The organism is Bradyrhizobium nanningense, from assembly GCF_004114535.1.
GTDB classification, from domain to species: Bacteria; Pseudomonadota; Alphaproteobacteria; order Rhizobiales; family Xanthobacteraceae; genus Bradyrhizobium; species Bradyrhizobium nanningense.
Map to the genome: position 1 here is coordinate 240914 of NZ_LBJC01000023.1, position 26775 is coordinate 267688.

General features: G+C 65.3%; 20 protein-coding genes. 9 read left to right on the forward strand and 11 right to left on the reverse strand.

Features of this window, described 5'->3' with window-relative positions:
* Positions 1–45 precede the first annotated feature (45 nt).
* The gene (locus XH84_RS17310; RefSeq protein WP_128921682.1) at positions 46–936 is read right to left on the reverse strand and encodes a LysR substrate-binding domain-containing protein; all 891 of its coding nucleotides are present in this window, start codon (positions 934–936) and stop codon (positions 46–48) included.
* A 172-nt stretch (positions 937–1108) separates the two neighbouring features.
* Here XH84_RS17310 and XH84_RS17315 point away from each other — a divergent pair, with 172 nt between their 5' ends.
* A complete protein-coding gene (locus XH84_RS17315) occupies positions 1109–1861 on the forward strand; it encodes a sulfite exporter TauE/SafE family protein (RefSeq protein WP_128921683.1) in 753 nt (250 codons plus the stop codon).
* A gap of 96 nt (positions 1862–1957) precedes the next feature.
* Here the strand turns inward: XH84_RS17315 and XH84_RS17320 are convergent, their stop codons facing one another.
* Positions 1958–2590: a LysE family translocator gene (locus XH84_RS17320; RefSeq protein WP_128921684.1), complete on the reverse strand. Its 633-nt coding sequence runs from the start codon at positions 2588–2590 to the stop codon at positions 1958–1960.
* 218 nt (positions 2591–2808) lie between these two features.
* On the opposite strand from XH84_RS17320, the gene XH84_RS17325 reads away from it, so the two are divergent.
* Together XH84_RS17325 and XH84_RS17330 are read left to right on the forward strand one after the other, a co-directional pair.
* Positions 2809–4605 carry an adenylate/guanylate cyclase domain-containing protein gene (locus XH84_RS17325; protein ID WP_164936532.1) on the forward strand — a complete coding sequence of 599 codons (1797 nt, stop codon included), beginning with the start codon at positions 2809–2811 and terminating at the stop codon, positions 4603–4605.
* 191 nt (positions 4606–4796) lie between these two features.
* Entirely contained in the window at positions 4797–7571 is a 2775-nt protein-coding gene (locus XH84_RS17330; protein ID WP_128921686.1) for a di-heme-cytochrome C peroxidase, read from the forward strand.
* Positions 7572–7643: 72 nt separating this feature from the next.
* Here the strand turns inward: XH84_RS17330 and XH84_RS17335 are convergent, their stop codons facing one another.
* Positions 7644–8591: an alpha/beta fold hydrolase gene (locus XH84_RS17335; protein WP_128921687.1), complete on the reverse strand. Its 948-nt coding sequence runs from the start codon at positions 8589–8591 to the stop codon at positions 7644–7646.
* A gap of 219 nt (positions 8592–8810) precedes the next feature.
* Here XH84_RS17335 and XH84_RS17340 point away from each other — a divergent pair, with 219 nt between their 5' ends.
* Both XH84_RS17340 and XH84_RS17345 read left to right on the forward strand, forming a co-directional pair.
* Entirely contained in the window at positions 8811–9284 is a 474-nt protein-coding gene (locus tag XH84_RS17340; protein ID WP_164936533.1) for an Hsp20 family protein, read from the forward strand.
* A gap of 151 nt (positions 9285–9435) precedes the next feature.
* Positions 9436–10206 (forward strand): alpha/beta fold hydrolase, encoded by a 771-nt coding sequence (locus XH84_RS17345; protein WP_128921689.1) that lies wholly within the window; start codon positions 9436–9438, stop codon positions 10204–10206.
* A gap of 236 nt (positions 10207–10442) precedes the next feature.
* Here the strand turns inward: XH84_RS17345 and XH84_RS17350 are convergent, their stop codons facing one another.
* Positions 10443–11186 carry a hypothetical protein gene (locus XH84_RS17350; protein WP_128921690.1) on the reverse strand — a complete coding sequence of 248 codons (744 nt, stop codon included), beginning with the start codon at positions 11184–11186 and terminating at the stop codon, positions 10443–10445.
* A gap of 493 nt (positions 11187–11679) precedes the next feature.
* On the opposite strand from XH84_RS17350, the gene gltB reads away from it, so the two are divergent.
* Together gltB and XH84_RS17360 are read left to right on the forward strand one after the other, a co-directional pair.
* Positions 11680–16413: a glutamate synthase large subunit gene (gene gltB / locus XH84_RS17355; protein ID WP_128921691.1), complete on the forward strand. Its 4734-nt coding sequence runs from the start codon at positions 11680–11682 to the stop codon at positions 16411–16413.
* Between the two features lie 158 nt (positions 16414–16571).
* Complete coding sequence (locus XH84_RS17360; RefSeq protein ID WP_128921692.1) at positions 16572–18023, forward strand: glutamate synthase subunit beta; 1452 nt, start codon at positions 16572–16574, stop codon at positions 18021–18023.
* A 221-nt stretch (positions 18024–18244) separates the two neighbouring features.
* On the opposite strand, the gene XH84_RS17365 is transcribed toward XH84_RS17360, so the two are convergent.
* Complete coding sequence (locus XH84_RS17365) at positions 18245–20002, reverse strand: outer membrane beta-barrel protein (protein WP_128921693.1); 1758 nt, start codon at positions 20000–20002, stop codon at positions 18245–18247.
* Positions 20003–20195: 193 nt separating this feature from the next.
* Here XH84_RS17365 and XH84_RS17370 point away from each other — a divergent pair, with 193 nt between their 5' ends.
* Positions 20196–21203 (forward strand): KpsF/GutQ family sugar-phosphate isomerase, encoded by a 1008-nt coding sequence (locus XH84_RS17370; protein WP_128921694.1) that lies wholly within the window; start codon positions 20196–20198, stop codon positions 21201–21203.
* 104 nt (positions 21204–21307) lie between these two features.
* On the opposite strand, the gene XH84_RS17375 is transcribed toward XH84_RS17370, so the two are convergent.
* Complete coding sequence (locus tag XH84_RS17375; protein WP_128921695.1) at positions 21308–21871, reverse strand: carboxymuconolactone decarboxylase family protein; 564 nt, start codon at positions 21869–21871, stop codon at positions 21308–21310.
* A 72-nt stretch (positions 21872–21943) separates the two neighbouring features.
* Between XH84_RS17375 and XH84_RS17380 the strand changes: the two genes are divergently transcribed.
* Positions 21944–22270, forward strand: coding sequence for a winged helix-turn-helix transcriptional regulator (locus XH84_RS17380; RefSeq protein ID WP_128921696.1), 327 nt, complete (start codon positions 21944–21946; stop codon positions 22268–22270).
* Positions 22271–22305: 35 nt separating this feature from the next.
* Here XH84_RS17380 and XH84_RS17385 read toward each other — a convergent pair whose 3' ends face one another.
* From XH84_RS17385 to hemH, 5 genes are all read right to left on the reverse strand, one after another.
* Positions 22306–22749, reverse strand: coding sequence for an NfeD family protein (locus XH84_RS17385; RefSeq protein ID WP_128921697.1), 444 nt, complete (start codon positions 22747–22749; stop codon positions 22306–22308).
* A gap of 54 nt (positions 22750–22803) precedes the next feature.
* Positions 22804–23808: an SPFH domain-containing protein gene (locus XH84_RS17390; RefSeq protein ID WP_128921698.1), complete on the reverse strand. Its 1005-nt coding sequence runs from the start codon at positions 23806–23808 to the stop codon at positions 22804–22806.
* 203 nt (positions 23809–24011) lie between these two features.
* Positions 24012–24638, reverse strand: a complete 627-nt coding sequence (locus tag XH84_RS17395) for a 2-hydroxychromene-2-carboxylate isomerase (protein ID WP_128921699.1) — start codon at positions 24636–24638, stop codon at positions 24012–24014.
* An 85-nt stretch (positions 24639–24723) separates the two neighbouring features.
* Positions 24724–25698 (reverse strand): ABC transporter substrate-binding protein, encoded by a 975-nt coding sequence (locus tag XH84_RS17400; RefSeq protein ID WP_164936534.1) that lies wholly within the window; start codon positions 25696–25698, stop codon positions 24724–24726.
* 4 nt (positions 25699–25702) lie between these two features.
* The gene (gene hemH / locus XH84_RS17405) at positions 25703–26740 is read right to left on the reverse strand and encodes a ferrochelatase (protein ID WP_128921700.1); all 1038 of its coding nucleotides are present in this window, start codon (positions 26738–26740) and stop codon (positions 25703–25705) included.
* Positions 26741–26775: the final 35 nt, after the last annotated feature.

Here is a 26775-nt window from a genome sequence, read left to right on the forward strand (position 1 = left end):
CGACCTCTCACAACGCGGCCACAGCGTCGGCTCACATCAACACACTCACACTGCCTCCGCCCGCAAATGCTCCACCAGCATCTTCGCCGGCCTTGGCAGCGCCTTGAAGCTGCGCGCGCAGATCACGAGGCGACGGTTGGCGAAGGCGTCGCGTAGTCGAACGACCGAGAGCGGCATCAGCTTGGCGCAGCGGCGGGCGGCGGATTCGGGGACCAGGGCGACGCCGACGTCGGCCGCGACCATCTGGCAGATCGCGTCGAAATCGCGCAGGCGCGCGCGAACATGCGGACGCATGCCGAGCCGAGCCGCGTGCTTGGAAATGTGCATCTGAAGCGCGGTGGCGCTGGTCAGCCCGACGAAATCGCAGGCTCCCGCCTCCTGGAAGTCGATCTGCCGCCGTCCGGCGAACGGGCCGCGGCGCGATGTGACCAACGTCAGGCGATCCTCGCTGAACACGAAACGCTCGATATGATCGGACAGCGCGTGCTCGGCGGCAAAGCCGAGATCCGCGGCGCCCGCAGTGATCGCCGCCGCGATGTCGGTGCTCTCGCGCTCCTCGATGTCGACGGCGACGTCGCGATGCTCGCGCAGGAAGCCGGCCAGCGCCTTGGGCAGATGCTCGGACAGGCCCGAGGTATTGGCGAGGAAATGCACGCTGGCGCGCACGCCAGAGGCAAAGCCGGCGAGATCGCCGCGCATCGCGTCGATCTGGTGGATCACAAGCCGCGCATGATCGAGCAGGCTCTCGCCGGCCGCGGTCAACTCGACGCCGCGGCGGCCACGCTTGAGCAGCGCGACGCCGAGCGCGTCCTCGAGCCCCTTGATGCGCGCGCTGGCCGAGGCCAGGGCCAGATGCGACCGTTCCGCGCCGCGGGTGATGCTGCGCTGGTCGGCGACCGCGATGAAGAGCTGGAGGTCGACAAGGTCGAAGCGCATGGCGGGTCTCTTTCTCATCCTTGGAGCATGATCTTGTCGGAAAACCGCTGCGCACTTTGCGCTAACATGGCCCCTTTGGGTCCGGATCATGCTCTAGCCTTCGTTTCAAACGAAGGCTTGCTCCGTAACCTCCAGATTGTGCGCCGGCACGGCTTCGGTCAATGTACCTGATATGATCGACCCGCTTCTCATTCTCATCGCCGCCGTCTTCCTGATCGCCGGATTCGTCAAAGGCGTGGTCGGCCTCGGCCTGCCGACCGTGTCCATGGGCCTGCTCGCGGTAAGCATGGCGCCGAGCCGCGCGATTGCCATCGTGATAGTGCCCGCCATCGTCACCAACATCTGGCAGACCTTCGGCGGCCCGTATTTGCGCGACATCCTGCGGCGGCTGTGGCCGCTGATGATCGGCACCGTGATCGGCTGCTGGCTCAATGCCGGCGCGCTAACCGGCCCGCATGCGCGCTATGGCACGATCGTGCTCGGCGTCCTGCTTGTCGTCTACGCGGTGATCGGGCTGAACAAGTTCCAATTCCACGTTGCGTCTCAAAACGAGAAATGGGTCGGCGGTGTGGTCGGTGTCGTCACCGGCATGATCTCGGCCTCGACCGGGGTGCAGGTGATCCCCTCGATGCCCTTCATGCAGGCGATCGGCATGGAGAAGGACGAGCTGGTGCAGGCGCTCGGCGTGTTCTTCACCACGGCAACGCTGGCGCTCGCCTTCAACCTCACCACCGTTGGGCTGTTGACGCCAACCAATGCCGTGCCGGGCGCCGTGGGCCTCGCCATGGCCTTTGCCGGCATGCTCATCGGCCAGTCGGTGCGGGCGCGGATGCCGGCCGAAGCGTTCCGTCGCTGGTTCCTGATCGCGATGATCCTACTCGGTCTTTATCTCGCCGGCAGCGCGCTGCTGAAGGAATTTGCGTAAACACAGATCATAGGGTGGGTTAGAACTGCGGTTGCGCGCAGCGCAGACGCTGGGCGTAACCCACCCTACGCAGCTTCCCTCATTCGTTCGAACGAGTTACCGCGTCTCCAGCATGGCGACGCGGATACCGAGATAGATGAAGAGGCCGCCGAGCGCGCGGTTGACCCAGGCGATTGCGCCCTCGGATTCGCGCAGCCGGTGGGCGGCTTTCGCCGCGAACGCCGCCAGCACCAGGCACCACAGCGTTCCCGTGAAGATGAAGATCAGGCCGAGCGTCAGGAAGGCGAGCGGCTTGTGGGCTGAGTCGGCTGCGACGAATTGCGGCAGGAAAGCCAGGAAGAACAGCGCGACCTTGGGATTGAGCGCGTTGGTGAAGACGCCCTGGAGGAAAACCCGCCGCAGCGAGCTGCGCACCGGCTCGTCGATTGCCGCTGCCAGCACCGGGCGTGACCACAGCATCTGAAGCCCGGTCAGGACGAGATAGGCCGCGCCCACCAGCTTCAGGATCGAGAAGGCGGTCGAGGAGGCCATCAGCAGGGCCGAAAGGCCGATCGCCGCGGCCGCGACATGGACGAAACAGCCGCAACTGATGCCGAATGCGGCCGCAGCGCCGCCTCGCCAGCCCATCTGCATGCTGCGGCCGATGACGTAGACGGAATCAGGTCCGGGCGTGACGTTAAGCAGCACTCCCGATAGGATGAACAGCCAGATTTCGTGAATGCCCAGCATATGTGACGTGCCTCACCTCCGGCTCCGGAGCACGGGCTTAGTCCGTTCGTCCCGCCCCGTCCACCACCGGGATTGCGTAGGATTTACCTCGAATTTGCAATGCGGAGCCTACTATCGCTCGGCCGCATCTGCTCTATAAAGGTAGGGTTCTTGAAATGCGGAATTCGAGGCGACTGCCACGCCGTGGCCGGTCTGTCCTCCCTTGGAGCTGCGAGAATATGGAAAGACGTCTGGCTGCCATCGTCTGCGCCGATGTCGCCGGCTATTCGCGCATGATGGGCAGCGACGAGGCCGGCACCCATGCCGCCTTCAAGGCTCATCGCGCCGCGATCCACCCCATCATCCTCAATCACGGCGGCCGCGTCGTGAAGAACACCGGCGACGGCTTCCTGCTGGAATTCGCCTCCATCGTCGGCGCCACCGAGGCCGCGATCGCGATGCAGATGTTGATGGCGGAGCGCAACCACCACCTGCCCGCCGACCGCGCCATGCAGTTCCGCCTCGGCATCCACATGGGCGACGTCATCGCCGACGAGGACGAGGTCTTCGGTGACGATGTCAACATTGCCGTCCGTCTCGAATCGGTGGCGAACCCCGGCGGCTTCGCCATCTCGGCCAAGGCCTTCCGCGAGGCGAGCAAGCATCTCACGGTGCCGCTGACCGATGCCGGCAACCATCGCTTCAAGAACATCAAGGATCCGATCGGGGTCTTTACCTGGACGCCCGAGGGCACGCCGGCGCTCGCCCCCGAGCTTCGGGAGGCATCCACCCTCTCGCAGCAGTACCGCACCGCAATCGTCGGCGTGCTGCCCTTCGCCAATCTCAGCGACGCCCAGGACGAATATTTCTCGGACGGCCTCACCGAGGATCTGATCCACGCGCTGTCGCTGCAATCCTTCTATCGCGTGCTGAGCCGCAACTCGACCTTCACTTTCAAGGGCAAGAACACCAGCACGCGCCTGATCGCGCGCGAGATCGACGCCACCTACTTGATCCAGGGCTCGGTGCGGCGCGCCGGCGCCAAGATCCGCGTCACCGCCGAGCTGATCGCGCCGGAGACCGGCGAGCAGCTCTGGACCGGGCGTTACGATCGCGACATCGGCGATTTGTTCGCGATGCAGGACGAGATCACCACCAACCTGTCTGCCGCCATCGCCACCGAAATCGTCCGGGCCGAGGCCTCGGCGCCGGCACGCCTGTCAACCGACGTGACCGCATGGGACCGTTTCCTCAAGGGACTGTCGCACTATTACCGCCAGACCAAGGAAGACCTCGCCGTCGCCGTCGAGCTGTTCCGCGAAGCCATCCGGCTCGATCCCAAACTGTCGATCGCGCACGCCTATCTCGCCACGATCCAGATCCAGAGCATCCAGTTCGGCTGGGTCAAGGGCACGCGCGAGATGTGGGCCGAGGCGATGAACCTCGCCGAAACCAGCGTCCGGCTCGACCCGCGGTCGTCCTTCGCGTTCTCGATCCTGTCGTGGGCGCATGCGATGGAGGGCCATTACGAGGCCGCGATGGACGCCGCCAAGCGCGCCGTCGCGCTCAACCCCTACGACAATGGCGCCCGCGGCGTGCTCGGCATCTGCCATTTCGTCATCGGCGAGCACCGCGAGGCGATCGAGCTGTTCTCGATGGCCGCGCAGCGCGACAACAGCGACCCGCGCTACCAATGGGCGGCACTGAACGCCTTCAGCCACTATCTATTGCGCCAATATGACGCGACCTTGTCATGGGCGCGCGAGCAGCTCTACATCAATCCCAACCACATGCAGGCGCTGGCGATCCGCGCCGCTGCGTTGGCGCAATTGGGACGAAGCGACGAGGCGAGCGAAGCCGCCCGCGTGCTGATGAGCAACTACCCGACCCTCAACGTCGACCGCCACCTGCGCAACTTCCACTGGAAGAACCCCGAGCATCTCGCTCACTACCGCGAAGGGCTGCTGAAGGCCGGCGTGCCGCTCGGCAAGCTGACCCTGGTGCAGAGCGACGTCAAACGCGCCGCCGAGTCCTGACCGGCGGGCCGCCGCCCCAGGGGCGTTCTCGCACTTCGTTGCCAAAACACGCCTGCTTTGGTTGACAGGACAGTGAATTCGGCCACACTTCGCCACACGCCCAAGTAGTATAGCTTGCTGTCGGTTTGTTAGGACTTTCCGCGCTTGATCGGCGCGCCATTTCACGATTCGCTGTTTTCAGGATTTGGGCCATGCATCACCCCGCCTCGAAGCCTCCCTTCGATCCCTCGATCCCGGTCTCGCCGAACAATCCATGCCCGTTCCTGCGCGGCCTCGTCGGCGAAGGTTTCGTCGAGGGCGGCACCGTCCCTCTCAACACGCTGTCGCAGACCATCGCGAATGCGACCGGCGAAACGGGGCTGAAGAAGGTCTCGGCCCGCATCCAGGTCCGCGGCGTTGCGCTCATCGCCAACGGCTTCAAGCACATCCTGAAGAGCATCTGGTCGGGCGCGCAGCTCGACGCGCTGCGCGGCGGTCCGCTCGACAAGCGCGGCGCCGGCTCGCGCATCCTCGGCGTCGACGGCAAGGTCAACCAGGACGAGATCGCGCGGCTCGCGAGCTTTGGCCGGACCTACACCGACCCGAACACCGGCAGCAGCGAGCCCGGCCTCAACGCTGCGGAAATCAAGTCCTTCATGCGCGACAACCTCAAGCGCGCCGGCAGCGCCGCCCGCTGGTACTACCCGCTGCTGATGAAGTTCGAATGGCCCATCCTCTTGAAGATCATCGGCAAGGGCAAGGGGGACGAAGAGCGTTATCTCAGCGTGGCTGACGTTGGCACGCTGTTCAACGAGCGCCGATTCCCCGACCGCATCAATCAGCGGATATTGTCGCAGCCGCTGCTGTCGGCCTGCCAGCTCCGCTTTCGCTGGGCGGTCGGGCTGACGGCGCTCGTCATCGGCCTTGGCCTCGTCGCCCTGGTGGCCATCGCCGAGTTTCCCAACCAGGTCCGCGCCATGCTGCCCCAAAAGGGCATCCTCGTGAATTTTCTTCCGCCGCCTTTGCCTGCGGTCCCGGAGACGAAGGCCGCCTTCTGGCTCGAGCAAAACTGGTCGCTGAAGGACCGGCACTGGTTCCATCATGCCAGCCAGGGCACCGCGACCTTCCCGGTGCCCTATGAGTGGTTCATGGCCCTGGAGCAGCCACGCCTGCACTTGTTCTCGAAGCCGGGCATGATGAAGGACAGCACCTATCTCGAAAGCTTCGGCTTCATCCCGAGCCCGCAATCGATCCAGACCGACACGACGACGTTGCGCCGCTTCGGCTACGCCAATGTCTACGAGACGACGCAGGTGCCGGACTGGTCGGCCAGGTGGACGCCGGCGGAGAATGTCGACGGCCTGCCGGTCGGCTTCGCGCGGATGACCGGCGTCGCGGATCCCGCGACCGGCCGTCGCGAGGAGGACAAGATCGGACTGACCTGCGCGGCCTGCCACACCGGCCAGATCCATTACCAGGGCGTGGACGTCCGCTTCGACGGCGGCCCGGCCATGACCGACCTGAAGAAGCTGGAGCTCTCCACCGGGCTGTCGATCGCCTACACGCTCTACGTCCCGTTCCGCTTCGACCGCTTTGCCGATCGCGTGCTCGGCCCCGATTCCAGCAAGACGGACCGCGCGGCGCTCAAGCAGAAGCTCAGCGCAATCGGCACATTCCTGATCGACTGGGCTCAAACGCAGCAAAAAACGGTTGAAGGCAAGAAGACCTGGGACGGCAAGCAGCAGAAGGACACCGAGGAAGGGTTCGGGCGTCTCGATGCCCTCAACCGCATCGGCAACCAGGTCTTCTCGCAGGATCTGGCGCTGAGCGGGGTCAAGGGATTCGAAGAGAACCTGCACGCCCAGGACGCCCCGGTCAGCTACCCCGCGATCTGGACGGTGCCGTGGTTCAAGTTCGCCCAGTACGACGCCTCGATCGAGCAGCCGCTGATCCGCAACGCCGGCGAAGCCCTTGGCGTGACGGCCCTGCTCAACCTGTCCGACGCTTATCCGGAGGACAGGCTGTGGCGCTCCTCGGTGAACATCAGGACGCTCGGTTGGATCGAGGACATGCTGAGAGGTCCCGATCCATTCAAGCCGGCGGATCCTTCCGCCGGTCCGAAGTTCGGCGGCCTGCTCGCGCCGAAATGGCCCTCGCAGATCCTCGGCGACGCCTGGAGGCTGAAGCCCGATCGCGTCGAGCGCGGCCGAGCCATCTATACGGAGATGTGCTCCGGATGCCACCTGCCCGCCGTCGACACCCCCGCGTTCTGGTCATCGAAGCACTGGGAGCCGAACGGCGACAGCAAGGTCCTGAACGCGGTGACGATCCCCCTCGACGAGATCAAGACGGATCCCGAACAATCCCTCGTGCTCGGCAACAGGGTCGTCGACGTGCCCGGCTTCCTGAAAGTGAATACGGCCGACCTCCAGACATGGTGGCAATGCGAGATCCCGACCGCGAGCAAATCGCCCAACGAGATGGTCTATGCGCTCGGCCTGATGACGGTGGTCGACCTCGTCGCGCGCAAATGGATGGACGACGAGAAGGTCCCAGAGGCGGAGCGGGGGAAATTGTGGAATCTGGCGCGCAAGAACTGCCTCAATCCGGCGCCCGATCCGCGCTATCGCGCGCGGCCGCTGAACGGCATCTGGGCCACCGCGCCTTACCTGCACAACGGTTCGGTGCCGTCGCTGTATTGGCTGCTGAAGCCGGCGAGCGAGCGCCCGGCCAAATTCTGCATGGGCCACCGCGACTATGATCCCGTGACCGTCGGCTTTGCGGTCACCGCGGACGAAAAGTGCAAGACGGGTGAAACCGAGTTCTCTGCAATGGGATCTGACGGCAAGCCGATCCAGGGCAACAGCGTGCTCGGCCATTCCTTCGAGCGCAAGGACGGCGAGCCGAAACGCCCCGGCGTGATCGGCCGCATGTTCAAGGACGATGCCGAGCGCTACGATTTGATCGAGTATCTGAAGACGCTGTAGTGCGACCAACGCTCTTCGTCGCCGTCATGGCCGGGCATGACGAGCTTGCAGCACGATGCCTCGCCCAAGTCCTCACTTGAACAGCGGCGTGCCCGGCACGAAGGCGTCGAAGGCGGCCCAGAACTGTGAGCGGTAGCGATCCTGCTCCTGCAGGATCTCGTGCTTGGCGCCGGCAATCACCAGATGGGATCCGGCGCGCAGATGATAGGCGAACTCCTCGATCGCTGCGGTCGAGACCACGGTGTCGTTGGAGGCCGCCAGCATCAGGATCGGCTGGCGAATCTCGGAGGGGTAGTTCGTTCGCTTGAACGTGTGCATCGCGCGGAAGGCGGTATCGGCCCAGGCGACGGTCGGTGACGCCAGTCCGAGCGTCGGGTCCTCCTCCAGGATCGCGGCATTGCGGGCATAGCGGACCGGATCGCTGGTCACGGGATTATTGATGAAGGGATCGAACCCGGTGAGGCGGTCGCTGCCGCCGGGGACATAGCGGCCTCCCTGCCCGAGCAGGCGCATCGTCTTCAGCAACGCCCGCACCGGAAACGAGGTGGTGCGGCCGGGCAGGTCGATCATCGGTGCCGACAGCACCATGCGGTCGAACCAGCGCTTGCCCGCATGCGCCACCCGCAGCAGCACCGTGCCGCCCATGGAGTGGGCCAGCGCGAAGAACGGCGGCGGACAATCCGGCAGCACCACCTGCTGCACGAAGGCCTCGACGTCGACCTCGAAATCGGAGAAATCGCGCACATAGCCCTTGCGCGGGTCGCGCAGGCGCCGCGAGGAATGGCCCTGCCCGCGCCAGTCGATCATCGCCACCGCAAAGCCGCGGTCGCGCAGGTCGCGCACGGTCTCGAAATACTTCTCGATCTGCTCGCTACGCCCGGTGAAGACGCAGACCGTGCCCTTGCGGTTCGCCGGCGGCGCCCAGCGCGCAAAGCGCAGCTCGGCGCCATCGGGGGTCTTGATGGTGCCGCTGACGACGTTTTCGGGCACGGGATTGGACGGGATCGAGACCAGCGTCATGATTGGAGGTGCTTGGGCGCGAAGTGCTGCAAATCAAGGGGCCAAAGCGCCGAAAAGGCGCCAATGCCGCCCTCTTGAACGCCGTCTCGTTCCACCCATATCACCTTCGTGCAGGCCGCTACCAGTGTTTCGGAACCGGAACATCAGGCTGCACACAGCTGAAAGCCCGGCCCGATTGGCGGGCGGGTTACCAACAGTCGCTCAATGGAGGACTTGACCATGCGTAGCTACGATCTCACCCCGTTCTATCGTTCCACCGTCGGCTTCGACCGCCTCTTCAGCCTGCTCGACCAGGCCGGTTCGGACGGCGGCAGCCCCGGTTATCCCCCCTACAACATCGAGCGTACCGGCGAGAACGCCTACCGCATCACCGTTGCGGTTTCGGGTTTCGCCAAGGATGAGCTCTCCATCGTCGCGAAGGAAAACACGCTGACGATCAAGGGCGAAAAGGTCGCCAACGAGAACAGCAAGAACGAGGTGCTTTACCGCGGCATCGCCGCGCGTGCCTTCGAGCGCGCCTTCCAGCTCGCCGACTTCGTGCAGGTGAAGGACGCCTCGCTCGAGAACGGGCTGCTTCACGTCGACCTCGTCCGTGAGATTCCCGAGGCGAAGAAGCCGCGCCAGATCTCGATCAACACCGGCGCGCCGAAGGCGCAGGTGATCGAGAACTCGGCCGCGCAAGCCGCCGCGTAAATCACGCGCAACTTCCAGGTTACGAAAACGCCCCGGTGCCCCGGGGCGTTTTTATTTTGCGCTGCATCACAGAGCAGTGAGGACGCGTAACGTCGCCGCTGCGCGCTCCGTCCTTTGGACATCGAACCCAAGAACAAGACGGAGAAAGATCATGTCACTCTGGCGCAGCCTTTTCGTCGCCGCGAGCCTGCTTGTGGCTCCTCTCAGCCTCGCCCACGCGCAGACACGGCAGACCGTGAAGGCGACGAACGTCGTGCTGGTGCACGGCGCTTGGGCCGACGGCTCGAGCTGGTCCGAGGTGATCCCGATCCTGCAGGCCGCGGGCCTGCACGTGACCGCGGTCCAGAATCCACTGTCGTCGCTCAGCGACTCCGTCGAGGCCACCAAGCGCGCGCTGGCCGAGCAGGACGGTCCCACCGTGCTGGCCGCGCATTCCTGGGGCGGCACCGTGATCAGCCAGGTCGGCACCGATCCAAAGGTGACCGGACTCGTCTATGTCGCCGCACGCGCGCCCGATGCGAACGAGGATTTCGTCGCGCTGTCGAAGCAGTTTCCGACCGGTCCCGCGCGAGCCGGCATCGTCGAGCGCGACGGCACTACCAAGCTCTCGGAAGACGCCTTCCTGAAGTACTTTGCCAATGGCGTGAAGCCCGAGCAGGCCAGGGAGCTCTATGCCGTGCAATGGCCGACCGCCGCTTCGATCTTCGCCGGCCGCACCACGGAAGCGGCGTGGCACAGCAAGCCGAGTTGGTACGCGGTGTCGAAGAACGACTACACCATCAACCCGGATTTCGAACGCTTCCTCGCCAAGCGCATGAACGCTACCACGATCGAGCTCGATGCCGGCCATCTCTCGCTGGTGTCACATCCGAAGGAGGTGGCGAATCTGATCCTGGAAGCCGCGGGGTATACGCGGAGCTGAGGCTTAGCCGCCGTCACGCAGAAGCGCCCGAAATTTTCGGGCGGTCTTGCTTAGCTCTCACCCCATCGTCGTCCCTGCGAACGCAGGGACCCATAGCCACAGGGCGAAGTTTGGCGAAGATTGGTGATCCGGTACTCGCGCCTCATCCCCACCGATCGATCACGCGGTATGGGTCCCCGCCTTCGCGGGGACGACACCGTTGATTTGGTTGGCGCCGTCGCGCCAAACTCGCAGCGCTAATCGAGCCCCTGCGCGGCCGGCATGTCCTGTGTCGGCAGGATCGTCGGGGCAGGCTTGGCTTGGCCGACGGTCGGCGCGGCGGCCTGCGCCGCAGCCTCGGCCGGCTTCGCCTGCGCGGCCGCGGTTTGCTGCGGGGCCGGTGCTTGAGCCCGCTGCACCACCGTCTCCGCCGGCTTGGCGGCGACCGGCGTCTCGCCGCGCGACGGAGCGGCTTTGGGCAACGGTACCTTACGGCTTGCCACATGCGGAATCGCGGCCGGCGGGCGCGGCGGACCGCTGCGGACCATGGTTGGCGGCGGCAGCGCGGTTTGCGGCCCGTAAGGCGCAACCGCGCGTTCCTCATAGACGGGCGCCATGCCATAGGCATCGGCGGCCGGCAGGAAGCGGATAATCCGGCCGTCGCGGGCATCGATCACGAGCCGGCCATCGTCGCCGCGGCGATCGATCACCGCGATGGTGTAGACGCTGCCGCGCAGGCGCGGGATGCCGAGCGGCGAGAAGCCGTTGTCGCGCAGGACCGCATAGACCTCGGTGGCCGGCAGCAGCGCAGGCGCCGGGCCGCGCTCCTCATAGCCGTAACGCGGCGGCGGCGCGGCTTCGCCCGGCACGTACGGTCCGTCGAAATCCGACACCGCGACATAGCCCCCGCCCCCGATACCGCTCGCCGGAACTTGTGCCCGAGCGGCGGTTGCAGCCAGCGCCAGCGCGACAGCAGCCACACATCCTGTGAAAAACTTCATGGTCGATACGCTCCTGTCAGGCCCCCGAACGCCTCGCGCTCTTTCGCTTCTTGCGGCGTGGCGCTCCGTTCGAAGGGCTGAGGCGAAGCTTCATTCGGGATTCCGGCGTCCACAGGGCCGGATCGGGGCGCGTTTGCTCCAAAAGCGAGGCTGCGCAACTTTTGGAAAGCGATTGATTGACTTATCGGGAATCGGGACTTCCGCACGCTTGTGTGCTAGACAAAAATTTGGCAAGGTGATGGTTAGGACAGGAAGACTGTCTCAATTTTGCTTGCGGTCCCGGCACAGGGATTGCAGCGAATCCTGGTGCTCTTGAGCCCCAGGAAGGTACCAGGCAAAGCCGTTCTCGGGGACGAAGAGCGCCTAGGCCTGAATTTAAGAAAATGCGGCTCGCTAACGGACGAGCGGTAACCCAGAGGCGGGTGCCGCGGAACGCCCAAGGTGCGCCGAAGATGGCGGTGAGGCAGCTTGCCGCATGGAGAGGACAGGAACAATGAACGGGTCGCAATTCGAGCGCGCAAGCATCGTGGCAGAACAGCTGTCGGCGACGGCCGCCTCGAAAACGACCGATCCGATTCAGGAGCACAATTCGCGCCCCAAGGCCGAAGGCCTGTACGACCCCGCCCTCGAAAAGGATTCCTGCGGGGTCGGCTTCATCGCCAACATCAAGGGCCGGAAGTCGCACGCGATCGTCGCGGACGCGCTGAGCATCCTCTGCAACCTCGAGCATCGTGGTGCCGTCGGCGCCGACCCGCGCGCCGGTGACGGCGCCGGCATTCTGGTGCAGATCCCGCACGCCTTCTTCAGCCGCAAGGCTGGGGAGATCGGCTTCGCGCTGCCGGCGCCCGGCGAGTACGCCATCGGCGCGCTGTTCATGCCGCGCGACACCGCCTGGCGCAACGTCATCAAGAGCATCATCGCCGACCAGATCAAGGAAGAGGGTCTGACCCTGCTCGGCTGGCGCGACGTGCCGACCGACAATTCCTCGCTCGGCGTCACCGTGAAGCCGACCGAGCCCGCCTGCATGCAGGTGTTCATCGGCCGCAACGGCACCGCCAAGACCGAGGACGAGTTCGAGCGCCGGCTCTACATCCTGCGCAAGTCGATCTCGCAGGCGATCTACCAGCGCCGCGACCGCGGGCTTGCAGGCTACTATCCCTGCTCGATGTCCTGCCGCACCGTGATCTACAAGGGCATGTTCCTCGCCGACCAGCTCGGCAAGTACTATCCCGATCTGCACGAGAAGGACTTTGAGAGCGCGCTCGCGCTCGTTCACCAGCGCTTCTCGACCAACACCTTCCCGGCCTGGTCGCTGGCGCATCCCTACCGCATGATCGCGCATAATGGCGAGATCAACACGCTGCGCGGCAACACCAACTGGATGGCGGCGCGGCAGGCTTCGGTGAGCTCCGAGCTGTACGGCAAGGACATCAACCGGCTCTGGCCCATTTCTTATGAAGGCCAGTCGGACACCGCCTGCTTCGACAACGCGCTCGAATTCCTGGTGCAGGGCGGCTACTCGCTGCCGCATGCCGTCATGATGATGATTCCGGAAGCCTGGGCCGGCAATCCGCTGATGGACGAGAAGCGCCGCGCCTTCTACGAATATCACGCCGCGCTGATGGAGCCATGGGACGGCCCCGCCGCGATCGCCTTTACCGACGGCCGCCAGATCGGCGCCACACTCGATCGCAACGGCCTCCGGCCCGCGCGCTATCTCGTCACCAAGGACGACCGCATCGTGATGGCGTCCGAGATGGGCGTGCTGACGATTCCCGAGGACCAGATCATCACCAAGTGGCGCTTGCAGCCCGGCAAGATGCTGCTGGTCGACCTCGAACAGGGTCGCCTCATTCCTGACGACGAGATCAAGGCCGACCTCGCCCGGAGCCACCCCTACAAGGAGTGGCTGGAGCGAACCCAGATCGTGCTGGAAGAGCTGCCGAAGGTGCCGACAACAGGCGTGCGCTCCAATTTGTCGCTTTTGGATCGCCAGCAGGCGTTCGGCTACAGCCAGGAAGACATCGCCATCCTGATGACGCCGATGGCAGCCACCGGCGAAGAGGCCGCGGGCTCGATGGGCAACGACACGCCGATCTCGGCGCTATCGGACAGGGCCAAGCCGCTGTTCACCTACTTCAAGCAGAACTTCGCGCAGGTCACCAACCCGCCGATCGACCCGATCCGCGAGGAGCTGGTGATGAGCCTCGTCTCCATCATCGGACCGCGGCCGAACCTGTTCGACCTGCAGGGCATGGCCACCACCAAGCGTCTCGAAGTGCGCCAGCCGATCCTGACCGACGCGGACCTCGAAAAGGTCCGCTCGATCTCGGACGTGGCCGACACCCACTTCAAGTCGCGCACGCTGGACACCACTTTCCACGCCGGTCTCGGTGCGGCCGGCATGGACCAGGTGCTGGACGAGCTCTGCGCACGCGCCGAGAGCGCGGTGCGCGAGGGCGTCAACATCATCATCCTGTCCGACCGCATGGTCGGTACCGACCGGGTGCCGATCCCGTCGCTGCTGGCTTGTGCCTCGGTGCATCATCACCTGATCCGCACGGGCCTGCGTACCTCGGTCGGCCTCGTCGTCGAATCCGGCGAGCCGCGCGAGGTGCATCACTTCGCCTGCCTGGCCGGCTACGGCGCGGAGGCGATCAATCCCTACCTCGCGTTCGAAACCATCGTCGCGATGAAGGACCGCCTGCCCGGCTCGCTTGACGACTACGAGATCGTCAAGCGCTACATCAAGTCGATCGGCAAGGGCCTGCTCAAGGTGATGTCCAAGATGGGCATCTCGACCTACCAGTCCTATTGCGGCGCGCAGATCTTCGACGCCGTCGGCCTCAAGGCCGACTTCGTCGCCAAGTTCTTCGCCGGCACCCACAGCCGCGTCGAGGGCGTCGGCCTTGCCGAAATCGCTGAAGAAGCCGTGCGCCGTCATGCCGACGCGTTCGGCGAGGCACTGGTCTACAAGACCGCGCTCGATGTCGGCGGCGAATATGCCTATCGCAGCCGCGGCGAGGACCATGCCTGGACCGCGGAGTCGGTGTCGCTGCTGCAGCACGCCGCGCGCGGCAATTCGCAGGAGCGCTACCGCGCCTTCGCCAAGACCCTCAACGAGCAGTCCGAGCGCCTGCTGACGCTGCGCGGCCTGTTCCGGATCAAGAACGCGGAGGAAGAGAAGCGCAAGCCGATCCCGCTCGACCAGGTCGAGCCGGCCAAGGACATCGTCAGGCGCTTCGCCACGGGCGCGATGAGCTTCGGCTCGATCTCGCGCGAGGCGCACACCACGCTCGCGATCGCCATGAATCGGATCGGCGGCAAGTCGAACACCGGTGAAGGCGGCGAGGAAGCCGACCGCTTCAAGCCGATGCCGAACGGCGATTCCATGCGCTCGGCAATCAAGCAGGTCGCCTCGGGCCGCTTCGGCGTCACCACGGAGTATCTCGTCAACTCCGACATGATGCAGATCAAGATGGCACAGGGCGCCAAGCCCGGCGAAGGCGGCCAGCTGCCCGGCCACAAGGTCGACGCGACCATCGCCAAGGTCCGGCACTCGACGCCGGGCGTCGGCCTGATCTCGCCGCCGCCGCACCACGACATCTACTCGATCGAGGATCTGGCGCAGCTCATCTACGACCTCAAGAACGTCAACCCGACGGGCGACGTCTCGGTCAAGCTCGTCTCCGAGATCGGCGTCGGCACGGTGGCTGCGGGCGTCGCCAAGGCGCGCGCCGACCATGTCACCATCGCGGGCTTCGAGGGCGGCACCGGTGCTTCGCCCCTGACCTCGATCAAGCATGCCGGCAGCCCCTGGGAGATCGGCCTCGCCGAAACCCACCAGACCCTGGTGCGCGAGCGGCTGCGCAGCCGCATCGTGGTCCAGGTCGACGGCGGCTTCCGCACCGGCCGTGACGTCGTGATCGGCGCGCTGCTCGGCGCCGACGAGTTCGGCTTTGCGACCGCGCCGCTGATCGCGGCCGGCTGCATCATGATGCGCAAGTGCCATCTCAACACCTGCCCGGTCGGCGTCGCGACCCAGGACCCCGTCCTGCGCAAGCGCTTCACCGGCCAGCCCGAGCACGTGATCAACTACTTCTTCTTCGTCGCGGAGGAAGTCCGCGAGATCATGGCCTCGCTCGGCTTCCGCACCTTCAACGAGATGATCGGCCAGGTGCAGCTGCTCGACCAGACCAAGCTGGTCGCGCACTGGAAGGCCAAGGGGCTCGACTTCTCCAAGCTGTTCGTCAAGCAGAAGGAAGACAAGGGCCAGAAGATCTATCACTCCGAGCGCCAGAACCATCACCTGGAGGCGGTGCTCGACCGCTCGCTGATCGAGCAGGCAAAGCCTGCACTCGACCGCGGCGCGCCGGTGAAGATCGAGGCCAAGATCAACAGCACCAACCGCTCCGCGGGCGCGATGCTGTCCGGTGCCGTCGCCAAGATCTACGGCCATGCCGGCCTGCCGCACGACACCATCCATGTCGGCCTCACGGGCACCGCCGGTCAGGCCTTCGGCGCCTGGCTCGCCCACGGCGTCACCTTCGAGCTCGAGGGTGAAGGCAACGACTATGTCGGCAAGGGCCTCTCGGGCGGCAAGATCATCGTCAAGCCGCCGGCCAACAGCAGCATCGTGCCGGAAGAGAGCATCATCGTCGGCAACACCGTGATGTACGGCGCGATTGCAGGCGAGTGCTATTTCCGCGGCATCGCCGGCGAGCGTTTCGCCGTGCGCAACTCGGGCGCGATCGCCGTGGTCGAGGGCGCGGGCGATCATTGCTGCGAATACATGACCGGCGGCATCGTGGTCGTGCTCGGCAAGACCGGGCGCAACTTCGCGGCCGGCATGTCCGGCGGCATCGCCTATGTGCTCGACGAGACCGGCGACTTCGACAAGCTGTGCAACCTCAGCATGGTCGAACTCGAGCCGGTGCTGTCCGAAGAGCTGATCAACGCCGGCACCTACAACCATGCCGGTGACCTCGAGGCGCACGGCCGGGTCGACGTGTTCAAGAACCTGCTCGCCTCCGACGTCGAGCGGCTGCACGTCCTGATCTCTCGCCACGCCAAAGCCACCGGCTCCAAGCGTGCCGCCGACATCCTTGCCAATTGGAAGGACTGGCTGCCCAAATTCCGCAAGGTGATGCCGGTCGAGTACCGGCGCGCGCTGCGCGAAATGGCCGCCAACGCGGACGCCGAGCCGAAAATCGCGATCGGGGCGTAAGAGAGAAGCCTCATGGTGAGGAGGCGCGAAGCGCCGTCTCGAACCATGAGACCACCATCCGGGCCTCTATCCTTCGAGACGCGGCGCGAAGAGCGCGCCGCTCCTCAGGATGAGGAGTGAGAGAACAAACGAATTAAGCGGCAGGGACTTCGGGTTTAATGGGCAAGATCACGGGTTTTCTCGAAATCGAACGGCATGACCGCAAGTACACCCCGGTCGCCGAACGCGTGAAGCATTACAAGGAATTCGTCGTTCCCCTCTCCGAGAAGGAGGTGCGCGACCAGGCCGCGCGCTGCATGAACTGCGGCATTCCCTATTGCCACGGCACCGGCTCGGTCGCGCCCGGCACGCCCGGCTGCCCGGTCAACAACCAGATCCCCGACTGGAACGACCTCGTCTATCAGGGCAATTGGGAAGAAGCCTCGCGCAACCTGCACTCGACCAACAATTTCCCGGAGTTCACGGGGCGCATTTGTCCTGCGCCGTGCGAAGCGTCCTGCACGCTCAACATCGACGACAACCCGGTCACCATCAAGACCATCGAATGCGCGATCGTCGACCGTGCCTGGGACAATGGCTGGCTGAAGCCGGAAGTGGCGGCGGTCAAGACCGGCAAGAAGGTCGCGGTGATCGGCTCGGGTCCGGCCGGCATGGCCTGCGCGCAGCAGCTCGCCCGCGCCGGCCATGACGTGCACCTGTTCGAGAAGTACGCCAAGGCGGGCGGCCTGCTGCGCTACGGCATCCCCGACTTCAAGATGGAGAAGGGCGTCATCGACCGTCGCGTCAAGCAGATGGAAGGCGAAGGCGTCACCTTCCACTACAACAGCCATGTCGGCGCGGACGGCAATGTCGATCCGCGCGAGATGCTCAACGAGTACGATGCGATCGCGCTGACCGGCGGCGCGGAAGCCCCGCGCGACCTGCCGATCCCCGGCCGCGAGCTGTCAGGCATCCACTACGCCATGGACTTCCTGCCGCAGCAGAACCGCCGCGTCTCCGAGGAGCCGCTCGGCGGCGTCCAGGAGATCCTGGCGGGCGGCAAGCACGTCGTCGTCATCGGCGGCGGCGACACCGGGTCTGACTGCATCGGCACCTCGCTGCGCCAGGGCGCGCTGTCGGTGACCCAGCTCGAGATCATGCCCGCCCCGCCCGAGCGCGAGAACAAGGGCCTGACCTGGCCGAACTGGCCCTTGAAGATGCGGACGTCCTCCAGCCAGGCCGAAGGCGCGGTGCGCGAATACGCCGTGCTGACCCAGAAGTTCTCCGGCGAGAACGGAAAGGTCAAGAAGCTGCACTGCGTGCACGTCGACGACAAGTTCAAGCCGATCGCCGGCACCGAGTTCGAGCTCGATGCCGAGCTCGTCCTGCTCGCGATGGGCTTCGTCCATCCCGTGCACGAGGGCCTCCTGAAGCTGCTCTCGGTCGAGCTCGACCCGCGCGGCAACGTCAAGGCCAATACGCTGGACTACCAGACCTCCCGTCCGAACGTGTTCTCCGCCGGCGACATGCGCCGCGGCCAGTCGCTGGTGGTGTGGGCGATCCGCGAGGGCCGGCTGTGTGCCCGGTCGATCGACACGTTTTTGATGGGGAAGACGGATCTGCCGCGCTGAGCGAGGCGCGAGCCACCTGATCAGCAAACAGTGTCATCGTCCGCCTTGTGCGCAATTGCGCCCTGGAGCGGGCGATCCAGTATTCCAGAGACGTCAGACGTATACGGATAGGCCGCGGCGTACTGGATGCCCCCGGTCAAGCCGGGGCATGACAGCGGAGTGGGTGGCGAGAGCCGGGGCCAACGAAGCGGCATGCGCTCAAACGCGGCTTGCCGCCGCTCTCAATTCTGCAGCCTCACGCCCACCATCACCACCGTCCCCTGCGAGCTCGAGCCCGGCTGGTTCGAATCCAGGATGTCGTGACGCAGCGTGCCCTTGACCCAGATGTTGCGGTTGAACTTGTAGATCAAATTGCTTTCGAAAGAGTAGGTCTTGTCGTTGCGGTTCTGGCCCTGGTAGTCGAGCGTGCCGTAGGTGAATTTGCCGACGGCGGTCAGCCAGCGGCGGAAGTCGTGGTCGACTTCGGCCGAATAGGTGCGCACCAGAACGCCGGAGGAGCCGGCGACCGTGGTCTCGGCGATCTGCGTGTCGGTGAAGAACTTCACCGTGGTGAGCCCGCTCGCATTCCAGATCAGCGAGCCCGAGGTCAGGAAGCCCGAGAGCTGGCTGAGACGCGGATCGGTGTAGTTGCGCGCGGAATAGCCGACCGAGATTTCGCCGGTGAGAATGCGCGAGAACTCGAAGGACGATCCGACCTTGGCGTAGCCGCCGTTTGAATCGCGGAAGTAGCCGTTGCGGTCGGCGGCCTGGTCGTGGACGCGGGTGTCACCCTGGACCTCGACGAACGGCTTCAGGCCCGGCTTGAGATCGTAGGAGAAGCGCCCCACGCCGCCATATTGGTTGAAGTCACGATCATTGTTGCTGAACGTCGAGCCGTCGGTGAGTTTGGAATCCGTGTAGGCGGTGCGATCGACGGTGGCGCCGGCGGCGACCTGGAAGCGATTGAAGGTCTGGTCGAAGCCAACCGTTGTGCCGTAGGCGGCGTAGACAGGATATTTCTGCAGGCCGGCCTGCACGTTGGGGCTGCCGGGATTGTCGGTGGCGAGCCGCAGGCGCAACTGGGAGGTCAGCTTGAGGTCGCGGTCGACGTCGAGACGGCCATCGACATGGCCGGTGAAGTCAGGACGATTGATCTCGACCGGCGACGGCGAGGGAGAACCGTCGATCGTTGCCGGCATGTTGTTGGTATAGCCGGAGAACGAGCCGCGCAGGTCGGCGACCAGCGCGTGGCGCTCCCAGTCGGACACGACAAGGAGATCGGGCGCGACCACATAGACCGGCGAACCGACCGGCTTGTTGAGACGCGCCGGATTGGTGTCATAGCCGGTGGAGAGCTCGAGCCCGCCCTTGATCAGGAAGCTGCCGGCGTAGTCGCCGACGGCTCCAAACGGATCGTCATCCGCCTTGAGGCGGCGGCGCAGCGGCTGGCCGGGCACGGTGCCCGCCATCGCCGCCGGCACCGGCGCCTTGTTGGCGGACGCAGATGGCGGCGGCGCGATTCTGGGCAGGCCGAGCGTAGACGGCGGCGGCGCTGTGGTCGGCGCCGGCGAGCCGGGACCGGCCGCGCGCTTCGGCTTCGGCTGGCCGGGATAGAGCCTGGGTTGCTGTCGCTTGCGGTTGAGCGAGTCGTAGCCGGAGCCGCTCGCGCCGGTGGCGGCCGGAAGGCCATAGGTCGGGACCTGACCGATGCGCGAGGTCGCCGGCTTGTCGCGGGCCTTGCGCGGATCGGCATTGGGATCGGGCAGCGCCGGCAACGCATCCGACGGCGCCTGCGGCACGCCCGCCGTGCGGCGGGTCGGCAGCGTCTCGGGCGAGGCGAAGCCGCCACGATTGGGATTGAACAGGTCGGGCGTGATGCTCTGGGCGGCCGCGGGGGTGCTTCCGAGGCTGGTCAGCGCAAGGCAGGGGACAAGGCACGGCAAAGCCGCGCGCAGAACGTGCGCGCGTTTGCTCCGGCCGGTGCCTGGAGACGACCCCACGATGGAATAACTCCAACGAAATCAAACACTTTCGCGATCGTCCCCACCGGTCGGCGGGAACCATCGTTAATGGAGTTAAAACAATTATGGTTAATGACCCGTTGAGGGCCCGGGCAGGCGCGTCGCCTCCAGAGCCGCGGCGTGCTAAGGAGGCGCCGACCGGGCGAACGCGCCCTCCTCCCTGGACCAGATTATGCCGAGCTCGAAACCGCTGATGACCGCATCATCCGGCCCCATCCCCGACAGCGTCGAATCCGCGCTCCGCACGCTGGAAACGGAGAGCGGCGGCATCAACGCGCTCGCAGCCGCCTTGCGCGGTCCGCTTGGCGAGACGTTTGCCAAGGCGGTCGACCTGATCCGCAACGCCAAGGGCCGCGTCATCGTCACCGGACTCGGAAAATCCGGCCATATGGGGCGCAAGATCGCGGCGACGCTGGCCTCGACCGGCACGCCCGCCTTCTTCGTGCACGCCGCCGAGGCCGGCCATGGCGACCTCGGCATGATCACAGCGGACGACGTCATCATGGCGCTGTCCTGGTCCGGCGAGCAGCCGGAGATGAAGAACCTCGTGAACTATTCGGCGCGCTTCGCGATTCCCATGATCGCGGTGACCTCGAACGCTTCGTCGTCGCTGGGACAAGCCGCCGACATCGTGATCGAGCTGCCGAAGGCGCGCGAGGCCTGTCCGCACAACCTGGCGCCGACCACGTCGACGCTGATGCAGGCGGCGATCGGCGATGCGCTCGCGATCGCGCTGCTCGAAAGTCGCGGCTTCACCGCCCTCGAGTTCGCGCATTTCCACCCCGGCGGCAAGCTGGGCGCGATGCTGAAATTCGTCCGCGACTACATGCGTACCGGCGCGGAAATCCCGGTCAAGCCTGAGGGCACCGAGATGTCGGAGGCCGTCGTCGAGATGTCGGCCAAGGGCCTCGGCTGCGTCTGCATCGTCAACGACGCGGGCGAGGCCGTCGGCATCATCACCGACGGCGATTTGCGGCGCAACATGCGGCCCGACCTGCTGACGGCATCGGTCGACGACATCATGACCAAGCAGCCGAAAACGGTGCCGCCCTCGATGCTCGCGACCGAAATGATCGAGGTGCTGAACACCCGCAAGATCACGACGCTGGTCGTGACCGAGGCGGGCAAGGTGGTCGGCATCGTGCATCTGCACGATCTGCTGCGGGCAGGCGTCGCGTAGGGCGCGCACCCCTCCGTCATTGCGAGCGCAGCGAAGCAATCCAGAGTCTTTCCGCGGAGGGATTCTGGATTGCTTCGCTGCGCTCGCAATGACGGCGGAGAGAATTATACCGGAAACCGCGCCGCGGTCTCCTCCAGCGGCAACCGCAGCCCGTTCGCCAGATACGACACCGTGCGATAGAAGCCGCACAGCAGCATGAGCTCCAGGATCTGTGCCTCGTCATAATGCGCTGACAGCGCGGCAAACTCGACGTCGTCAAGCGTCGCACGGGCGTGCAGCGCGTCGACCGCCGCAATCAGCGCCTGCTCGGCCGGTGACCAACATGACGACGCAGCATCGCCTTGCACGGTGGCGCGGACCTCTTCCTCGCTGAGCCGCGCTGGCCCGGCAAAGATCGCGACATGCACGCCCCATTCATATTCGCACTTGTTCAACGCACAGGTGCGATCGATGACGATCTCGCGCTGGCGCAGCGACAGCGGGCCGGGATCGAGCAAGCCGCCGACGCGAAACTTGTCCCAGGCGCGGCTGTGCCCCGCCATCACCCGGAACAGCACCAGCGGCGGCGCGCCGCGCATGATGCGGTCGAACTGCGCCTGGATCTCCGGGGGATAAGGCGGGGTGAGCGGCGCAATGCGCGGCGAAGTCTGAGGCGTGGCGGAAGACATGGGGCACTTCCATTGCTACTATTATCATAGCAACACGCTACACTATTTGTAGCGCCACGCAAGGGACCGCCGATGGCGAAACAGGCCGACTCAAAGACACACAGCGTCCGTGGCTCCCGCACCGGACGGCCGATCATGGCGCTGCTGGATCTGCTCGGCCGGCGCTGGAGCCTGAGAATATTGTGGGAATTGCGCGGCGAGCCCCTCACCTCCCGCGCGCTGCGCACCGCCTGCGACGAGGCCTCGCCCACGGTACTGCAAGCGCGGCTCACCGAGCTGCGCGAGGCCGGGTTCGTCGAGCTTGGCGAGTCAGGAGGTTATGGGCTGACGCCGCTCGGGCGGGACCTGTGCGAGATGGTCATGCCGCTGCACCGGTTTGCGGAGCGGTGGAAGAGGTAGCGCTTCTCCTACCCTCCCCCGGAGGGTGAGAGCGACTACGCCGCCGCGACCGTCAGGTTGGCGCCATCGACCTGCACCACCTTCACCCGCGTTCCGGCGGGCGTGTCGGGGCCCGCCACGCGCCACACCGTGTCGCCGATGCGCACGGTGCCGCTGCCGTCGATGATCGGCTTCTCGAGGGTGAACTCGCGCCCGAGCAAGGCCTCGGTGCGCTTGTTGAGGAACGGGCTGGTGCTGGCATCGAGCTTCGGCCGGGCAAGGCGCCGCCACACCGGCACGGCGGCGGCGGCGAACAGCGCGAACATCACCAGCTGCAGCTGCCAGGACATGGCAACGGCGAACGAGATCAACCCCACTAGCAGCGCTGCGAGCCCGAGCCAGAACAGGAAGACACCCGGCGCCAGCACCTCCAGCGCCATCAGGATGAAGCCGAAGATCAGCCAGTTCCAGGTGCCGAGCGATGCGAACATGTCGGTCATGACACGACCTTCTATCATTGGCGCAGGCCCAATCGAAGGGTCATGCGCCGGTGACTATCCCTGCCGCGGCGGCACCGCCGGCGGCGTGCTGCCGGTCGGCGGCACCGAGCCGGAGCGGCGCGCGGCAGCGGCCGCGGAGGCCGCACTCTCCCCGAACGTCGCCTTGGCGATCTCGCCGATGCCGGCGAGCGAACCGAGCATACTCGTGGCTTCCATCGGCAGCATGATGATCTTCTGGTTCGGCGCCTCCGCGAACTGCCCGAACGCCTTGATATATTTATCGGCGATGAAATAGTTCAACGCGGCGACGTCGCCCTTAGCAATGGCTTCGCTCACCATCTGCGTGGCCTTCGCTTCCGCCTCCGCCGAGCGCTCGCGTGCCTCGGCGTCGCGGAACGCGGCTTCCTTGCGGCCTTCGGCCTGCAGGATCTGGCCCTGCTTGGCGCCCTCGGCGCGCAGGATTTCGGACTGGCGCTGGCCTTCGGCGGCGAGAATGTCGGCGCGCTTGACGCGTTCGGCCTTCATCTGCCGTCCCATCGCTTCGACGAGATCGGCCGGCGGCACGATGTCCTTGATCTCGATGCGATTGACCTTCAGGCCCCAGGGCGACACCGCGGCATCGACAACGCGCAGCAGGCGCTCGTTGATCTCGTCGCGATGCGACAGCACCTGGTCGAGATCCATCGCACCCATCACCGAGCGGATGTTGGTCATGGTCAGCACGGTGATGGCCTGCGTCAGGTTGGAAACCTCGTAGCTTGCCTTCGCGGCGTCGAACACCTGGTAGAAGGCAACGCCGTCCACCGTCACCGTGGCGTTGTCCTTGGTGATCACCTCCTGCTCGGGAATGTCGATCACCTGCTCCATCATGTTGATCTTGCGTCCGACGCGATCGAAATAGGGCACGATCAAATTGAGGCCGGGGCTCAGCGTCTGCGTGTATTTGCCGAACCGCTCGATGGTCCAGTCATAGCCCTGCGGCACCGTCTTCACGCCGGCCACCAGCGTGACGATGACCAGCAAGACGAGAACAATCGCGAAAATGTCGAAACCGCTCATATTTCCTCCAAGACAGGAAAAGGCCTTTCCTGCGCTGTCATTGGTCGGGAGCGCAAGCCTATCGGTTCAGCGGTCGCAATTCACGTCGGTATCGGCGCAATTCTGCACAAGGCGTCCAGTCAGGGAATGGCCACGATATGTATTCGCGACAGGCTCTTGAAAGCGCCTCGGCGCAGACCTAGCGGCGATCGTTAAGGATTTCGCTACCGTTCGGCGGCCATGCGGTTCACGTTCCAAGCCAATACGTCGAGCCGATCCGCGCCGAAGAAGATCTCGCCATTCCAGACGAACGTGGGTGTCCCGAATATTCCGACCGCATAAGCTTCCACCGTCCGTTCCGTCAAGGCATCGCGAACAGCGGGATCACCGGCCCGCTCCACGATGGCGGGATCGCCGCCGGCGCGGGCAACGACCTCCCTCAACACCGCAGGGGCGGAGATGTCGCGCTGCTCGTGCCACAGACCATCGAAGATGGCGCTGCGGAAAACCTGCTCGACCGGCCCCGACAGCAGGGACGCGACGCACAATGCGGGAATTTGGTTGGGCCGATTGGGCCACTTCCACGATGGCTTGAGGGGCGCCCCGTAAAACCTGGCCATGCGGCGGATGTCCGCCATCAGGTAGGCGCGCTTGGGAGGGATGAGGGTGTCGACATAGGGCGCCCATGGCTCGCGGCCAGATTGGAGATTGAGGATGACGTCGATGAAGATCGGCCGGCCGACCCATTCAACTCCGGTCGTCAAGCCGAAGTCGGCCTTGCGGACCCTGTAATCGGCGAAATAAGCGTAGGGCGATCTGAAATCATAATAGGTTTCGATCTTGAGGGTCATGGCTCACGATTTCCAGCATCCAGAAAGACGACGACAGCCCATATCGGACACTTGCAGCATTCAAGATTTCCGGCCACCGCCAATTCTATTCGATGACGTCGTTGGCGACGGCGAGCAAGGCTGGAGAAAGTGTGACGCCGAGTGACTTCGCCGTCTTGAGGTTGACCGCAAGCTCGAACTTGGTGGGGTTCTGGACCGGCAGGTCGGCGGCCTGCGCTCCCTTCAGAATGCGGTCGACGTAGGAGGCGGCGCGGCGGAGCTGCTCGGTGCTGTCGGTGCTGTAGGACATCAACCCACCTTCGTCGACGAAAGTACGGCTCCAAAATACAGCCGGCACGCGCGCCTTCACAATGGTTGCCAAAAGGTGCCCGCGATTGGCCATGGTGAAGAAATCCGGCAGGACGAGCAGCCCATCGACCTTCCGCGAGGCCAGCGCTGCTATGGAGACGGCGTCATTTACCGGCGCGGGCTCCACCGTCACGTGAAGGGTCCGTGCCGCATCCTCGATCGTGCGCAGCATCAGGGGCGCGAACGGCGCGGTGGCGGGATTGTAGACGACGGCAACGTGGGACACTTTCGGCGTGACCTGCGTCAGCATCTCCAGCCATTTGCCGGCCAGTGGACCGTCGTAATCGGTGAAGCCGGTGACGTTGCCGCCGGGATGCGCGAGGTTTTCGACAAAGCCCTGGCTGACGGGATCGGTGACGACGGCGAACACGATCGGGATCGTCGTGGTGCGCCGGCGCAGCTCCTCGACCGAGGGCGTGCCGACCGCGAGCAGGATGTCGGGCTTGAGCGCGATCAACTCGTCGGCAAGCTGCGCGATCCGGACGCGGTCGCCGCCACCGCTCCGCCAGTCGATCTTGAGGTTGTCGCGCTCCTTCCAGCCGAGGCCGGCGAGCGCCTCGACCAGGACCATGCTGCGCGTCTGGCCGATCGCGTCATCGGCAGCCGTGACCGAGAGCACGCCGAGCCGGCGCGTCGCATTCGGCTGCTGCGCCAGTGCCGCGGCCGGCAACGCCGCAATCATCCCAAGCGTCAGGAGCTCGCGACGGTTCACGAAATTATATCCAGCCCTGGAGCTCGCGCAGCACCAGGGTGCGGATCACGTCCATGCCGGGCTGGCTGTCGTTGAGGCAGGGAATCGCGGAAAACTGCTCGCCGCCATTGTGCTTGAAGATCTCGGCATTCTCCTGCGCGATCTCCTCCAACGTCTCCAGGCAGTCGGCGGAAAAGCCCGGCGTCACCACCGCGATGCGGCGCACGCCCCCCTTCGCGAGCCGCTCCATGGTCTTGTCGGTATAGGGTTGAAGCCACTCGGCATTGCCGAAACGCGACTGGAAGGTCAGCAGCAGCTTGGTCTCGTCCATCCCGAGCCGACGGCGCAGCGCCGCCGTGGTGGCGATGCAGTGCTGCTGATAGGGATCGCCCTTCTCGACATAGGACTTCGGCATGCCATGGAAGGACGCCACGATCAGCTCGGGCGCGAACGGCAGGCTCGCCAGATGCGTCTCGATCGAGCTCGCGAGCGCCTCGATATAGGCCGCATCCTCATAATAAGGCGGCGTCACCCGCAGCGTCGGCTGGTTGCGCAGGCGGGCGAGCACGCGGAACACTTCGTCGCAGACGGTCGCCGAGGTCGAGGCGGAGTATTGCGGATAGAGCGGCACGGCGAGGATGCGCTCGCATCCCTTCGCGACCAGCGCATCGATGCCCGACTTGATCGAGGGATTGCCGTAGCGCATCGCCCAATCCACCACGACGTGGGCGCAGTCCGGCAATGCGGCGGCGAGCTTGTCGGCTTGCGACCGCGTGATGGTCTTCAGCGGCGACTCGTTCTTCTCCGTGTTCCAGATCTTCTGGTAGTCGAGCGCCTTGGTGCGGGGGCGGCTGCGCAGGATGATCCCGTTCAGCACGGCTTTCCAGATCAGCCCCTGGTCCTCGATGACGCGGGCGTCACTGAGGAACTCCTTCAGATAGACCCGCACGCCCGGCGCATCGGCCGTGTCGGGTGTTCCGAGATTGATCAGGAGCACGCCGACGCGCGGCAAAGCTGACTGGGCGGCCGGTCTCGCGGCCTCGATGGGGACGACACTGGTCATGGCTCTGTGGGTCGCGCGTTGGTCCGAACTTGTCA

What these genes read in the sequence shown, in the direction of transcription:
- XH84_RS17390 (WP_128921698.1), bottom strand. Translation starts at nt 23,808, where the DNA reads ATGAGCGGTTTCGACATTTTCGCGATTGTTCTCGTCTTGCTGGTCATC.
- hemH (WP_128921700.1), bottom strand. Translation starts at nt 26,740, where the DNA reads ATGACCAGTGTCGTCCCCATCGAGGCCGCGAGACCGGCCGCCCAGTCA.
- XH84_RS17385 (WP_128921697.1), bottom strand. Translation starts at nt 22,749, where the DNA reads ATGACCGACATGTTCGCATCGCTCGGCACCTGGAACTGGCTGATCTTC.
- XH84_RS17360 (WP_128921692.1), top strand. Translation starts at nt 16,572, where the DNA reads ATGGGCAAGATCACGGGTTTTCTCGAAATCGAACGGCATGACCGCAAG.
- XH84_RS17395 (WP_128921699.1), bottom strand. Translation starts at nt 24,638, where the DNA reads ATGACCCTCAAGATCGAAACCTATTATGATTTCAGATCGCCCTACGCT.
- XH84_RS17345 (WP_128921689.1), top strand. Translation starts at nt 9,436, where the DNA reads ATGTCACTCTGGCGCAGCCTTTTCGTCGCCGCGAGCCTGCTTGTGGCT.
- XH84_RS17370 (WP_128921694.1), top strand. Translation starts at nt 20,196, where the DNA reads ATGCCGAGCTCGAAACCGCTGATGACCGCATCATCCGGCCCCATCCCC.
- XH84_RS17350 (WP_128921690.1), bottom strand. Translation starts at nt 11,186, where the DNA reads ATGAAGTTTTTCACAGGATGTGTGGCTGCTGTCGCGCTGGCGCTGGCT.
- XH84_RS17335 (WP_128921687.1), bottom strand. Translation starts at nt 8,591, where the DNA reads ATGACGCTGGTCTCGATCCCGTCCAATCCCGTGCCCGAAAACGTCGTC.
- XH84_RS17375 (WP_128921695.1), bottom strand. Translation starts at nt 21,871, where the DNA reads ATGTCTTCCGCCACGCCTCAGACTTCGCCGCGCATTGCGCCGCTCACC.
- XH84_RS17340 (WP_164936533.1), top strand. Translation starts at nt 8,811, where the DNA reads ATGCGTAGCTACGATCTCACCCCGTTCTATCGTTCCACCGTCGGCTTC.
- XH84_RS17315 (WP_128921683.1), top strand. Translation starts at nt 1,109, where the DNA reads ATGATCGACCCGCTTCTCATTCTCATCGCCGCCGTCTTCCTGATCGCC.
- XH84_RS17330 (WP_128921686.1), top strand. Translation starts at nt 4,797, where the DNA reads ATGCATCACCCCGCCTCGAAGCCTCCCTTCGATCCCTCGATCCCGGTC.
- XH84_RS17310 (WP_128921682.1), bottom strand. Translation starts at nt 936, where the DNA reads ATGCGCTTCGACCTTGTCGACCTCCAGCTCTTCATCGCGGTCGCCGAC.
- XH84_RS17380 (WP_128921696.1), top strand. Translation starts at nt 21,944, where the DNA reads ATGGCGAAACAGGCCGACTCAAAGACACACAGCGTCCGTGGCTCCCGC.
- gltB (WP_128921691.1), top strand. Translation starts at nt 11,680, where the DNA reads ATGAACGGGTCGCAATTCGAGCGCGCAAGCATCGTGGCAGAACAGCTG.
- XH84_RS17325 (WP_164936532.1), top strand. Translation starts at nt 2,809, where the DNA reads ATGGAAAGACGTCTGGCTGCCATCGTCTGCGCCGATGTCGCCGGCTAT.
- XH84_RS17320 (WP_128921684.1), bottom strand. Translation starts at nt 2,590, where the DNA reads ATGCTGGGCATTCACGAAATCTGGCTGTTCATCCTATCGGGAGTGCTG.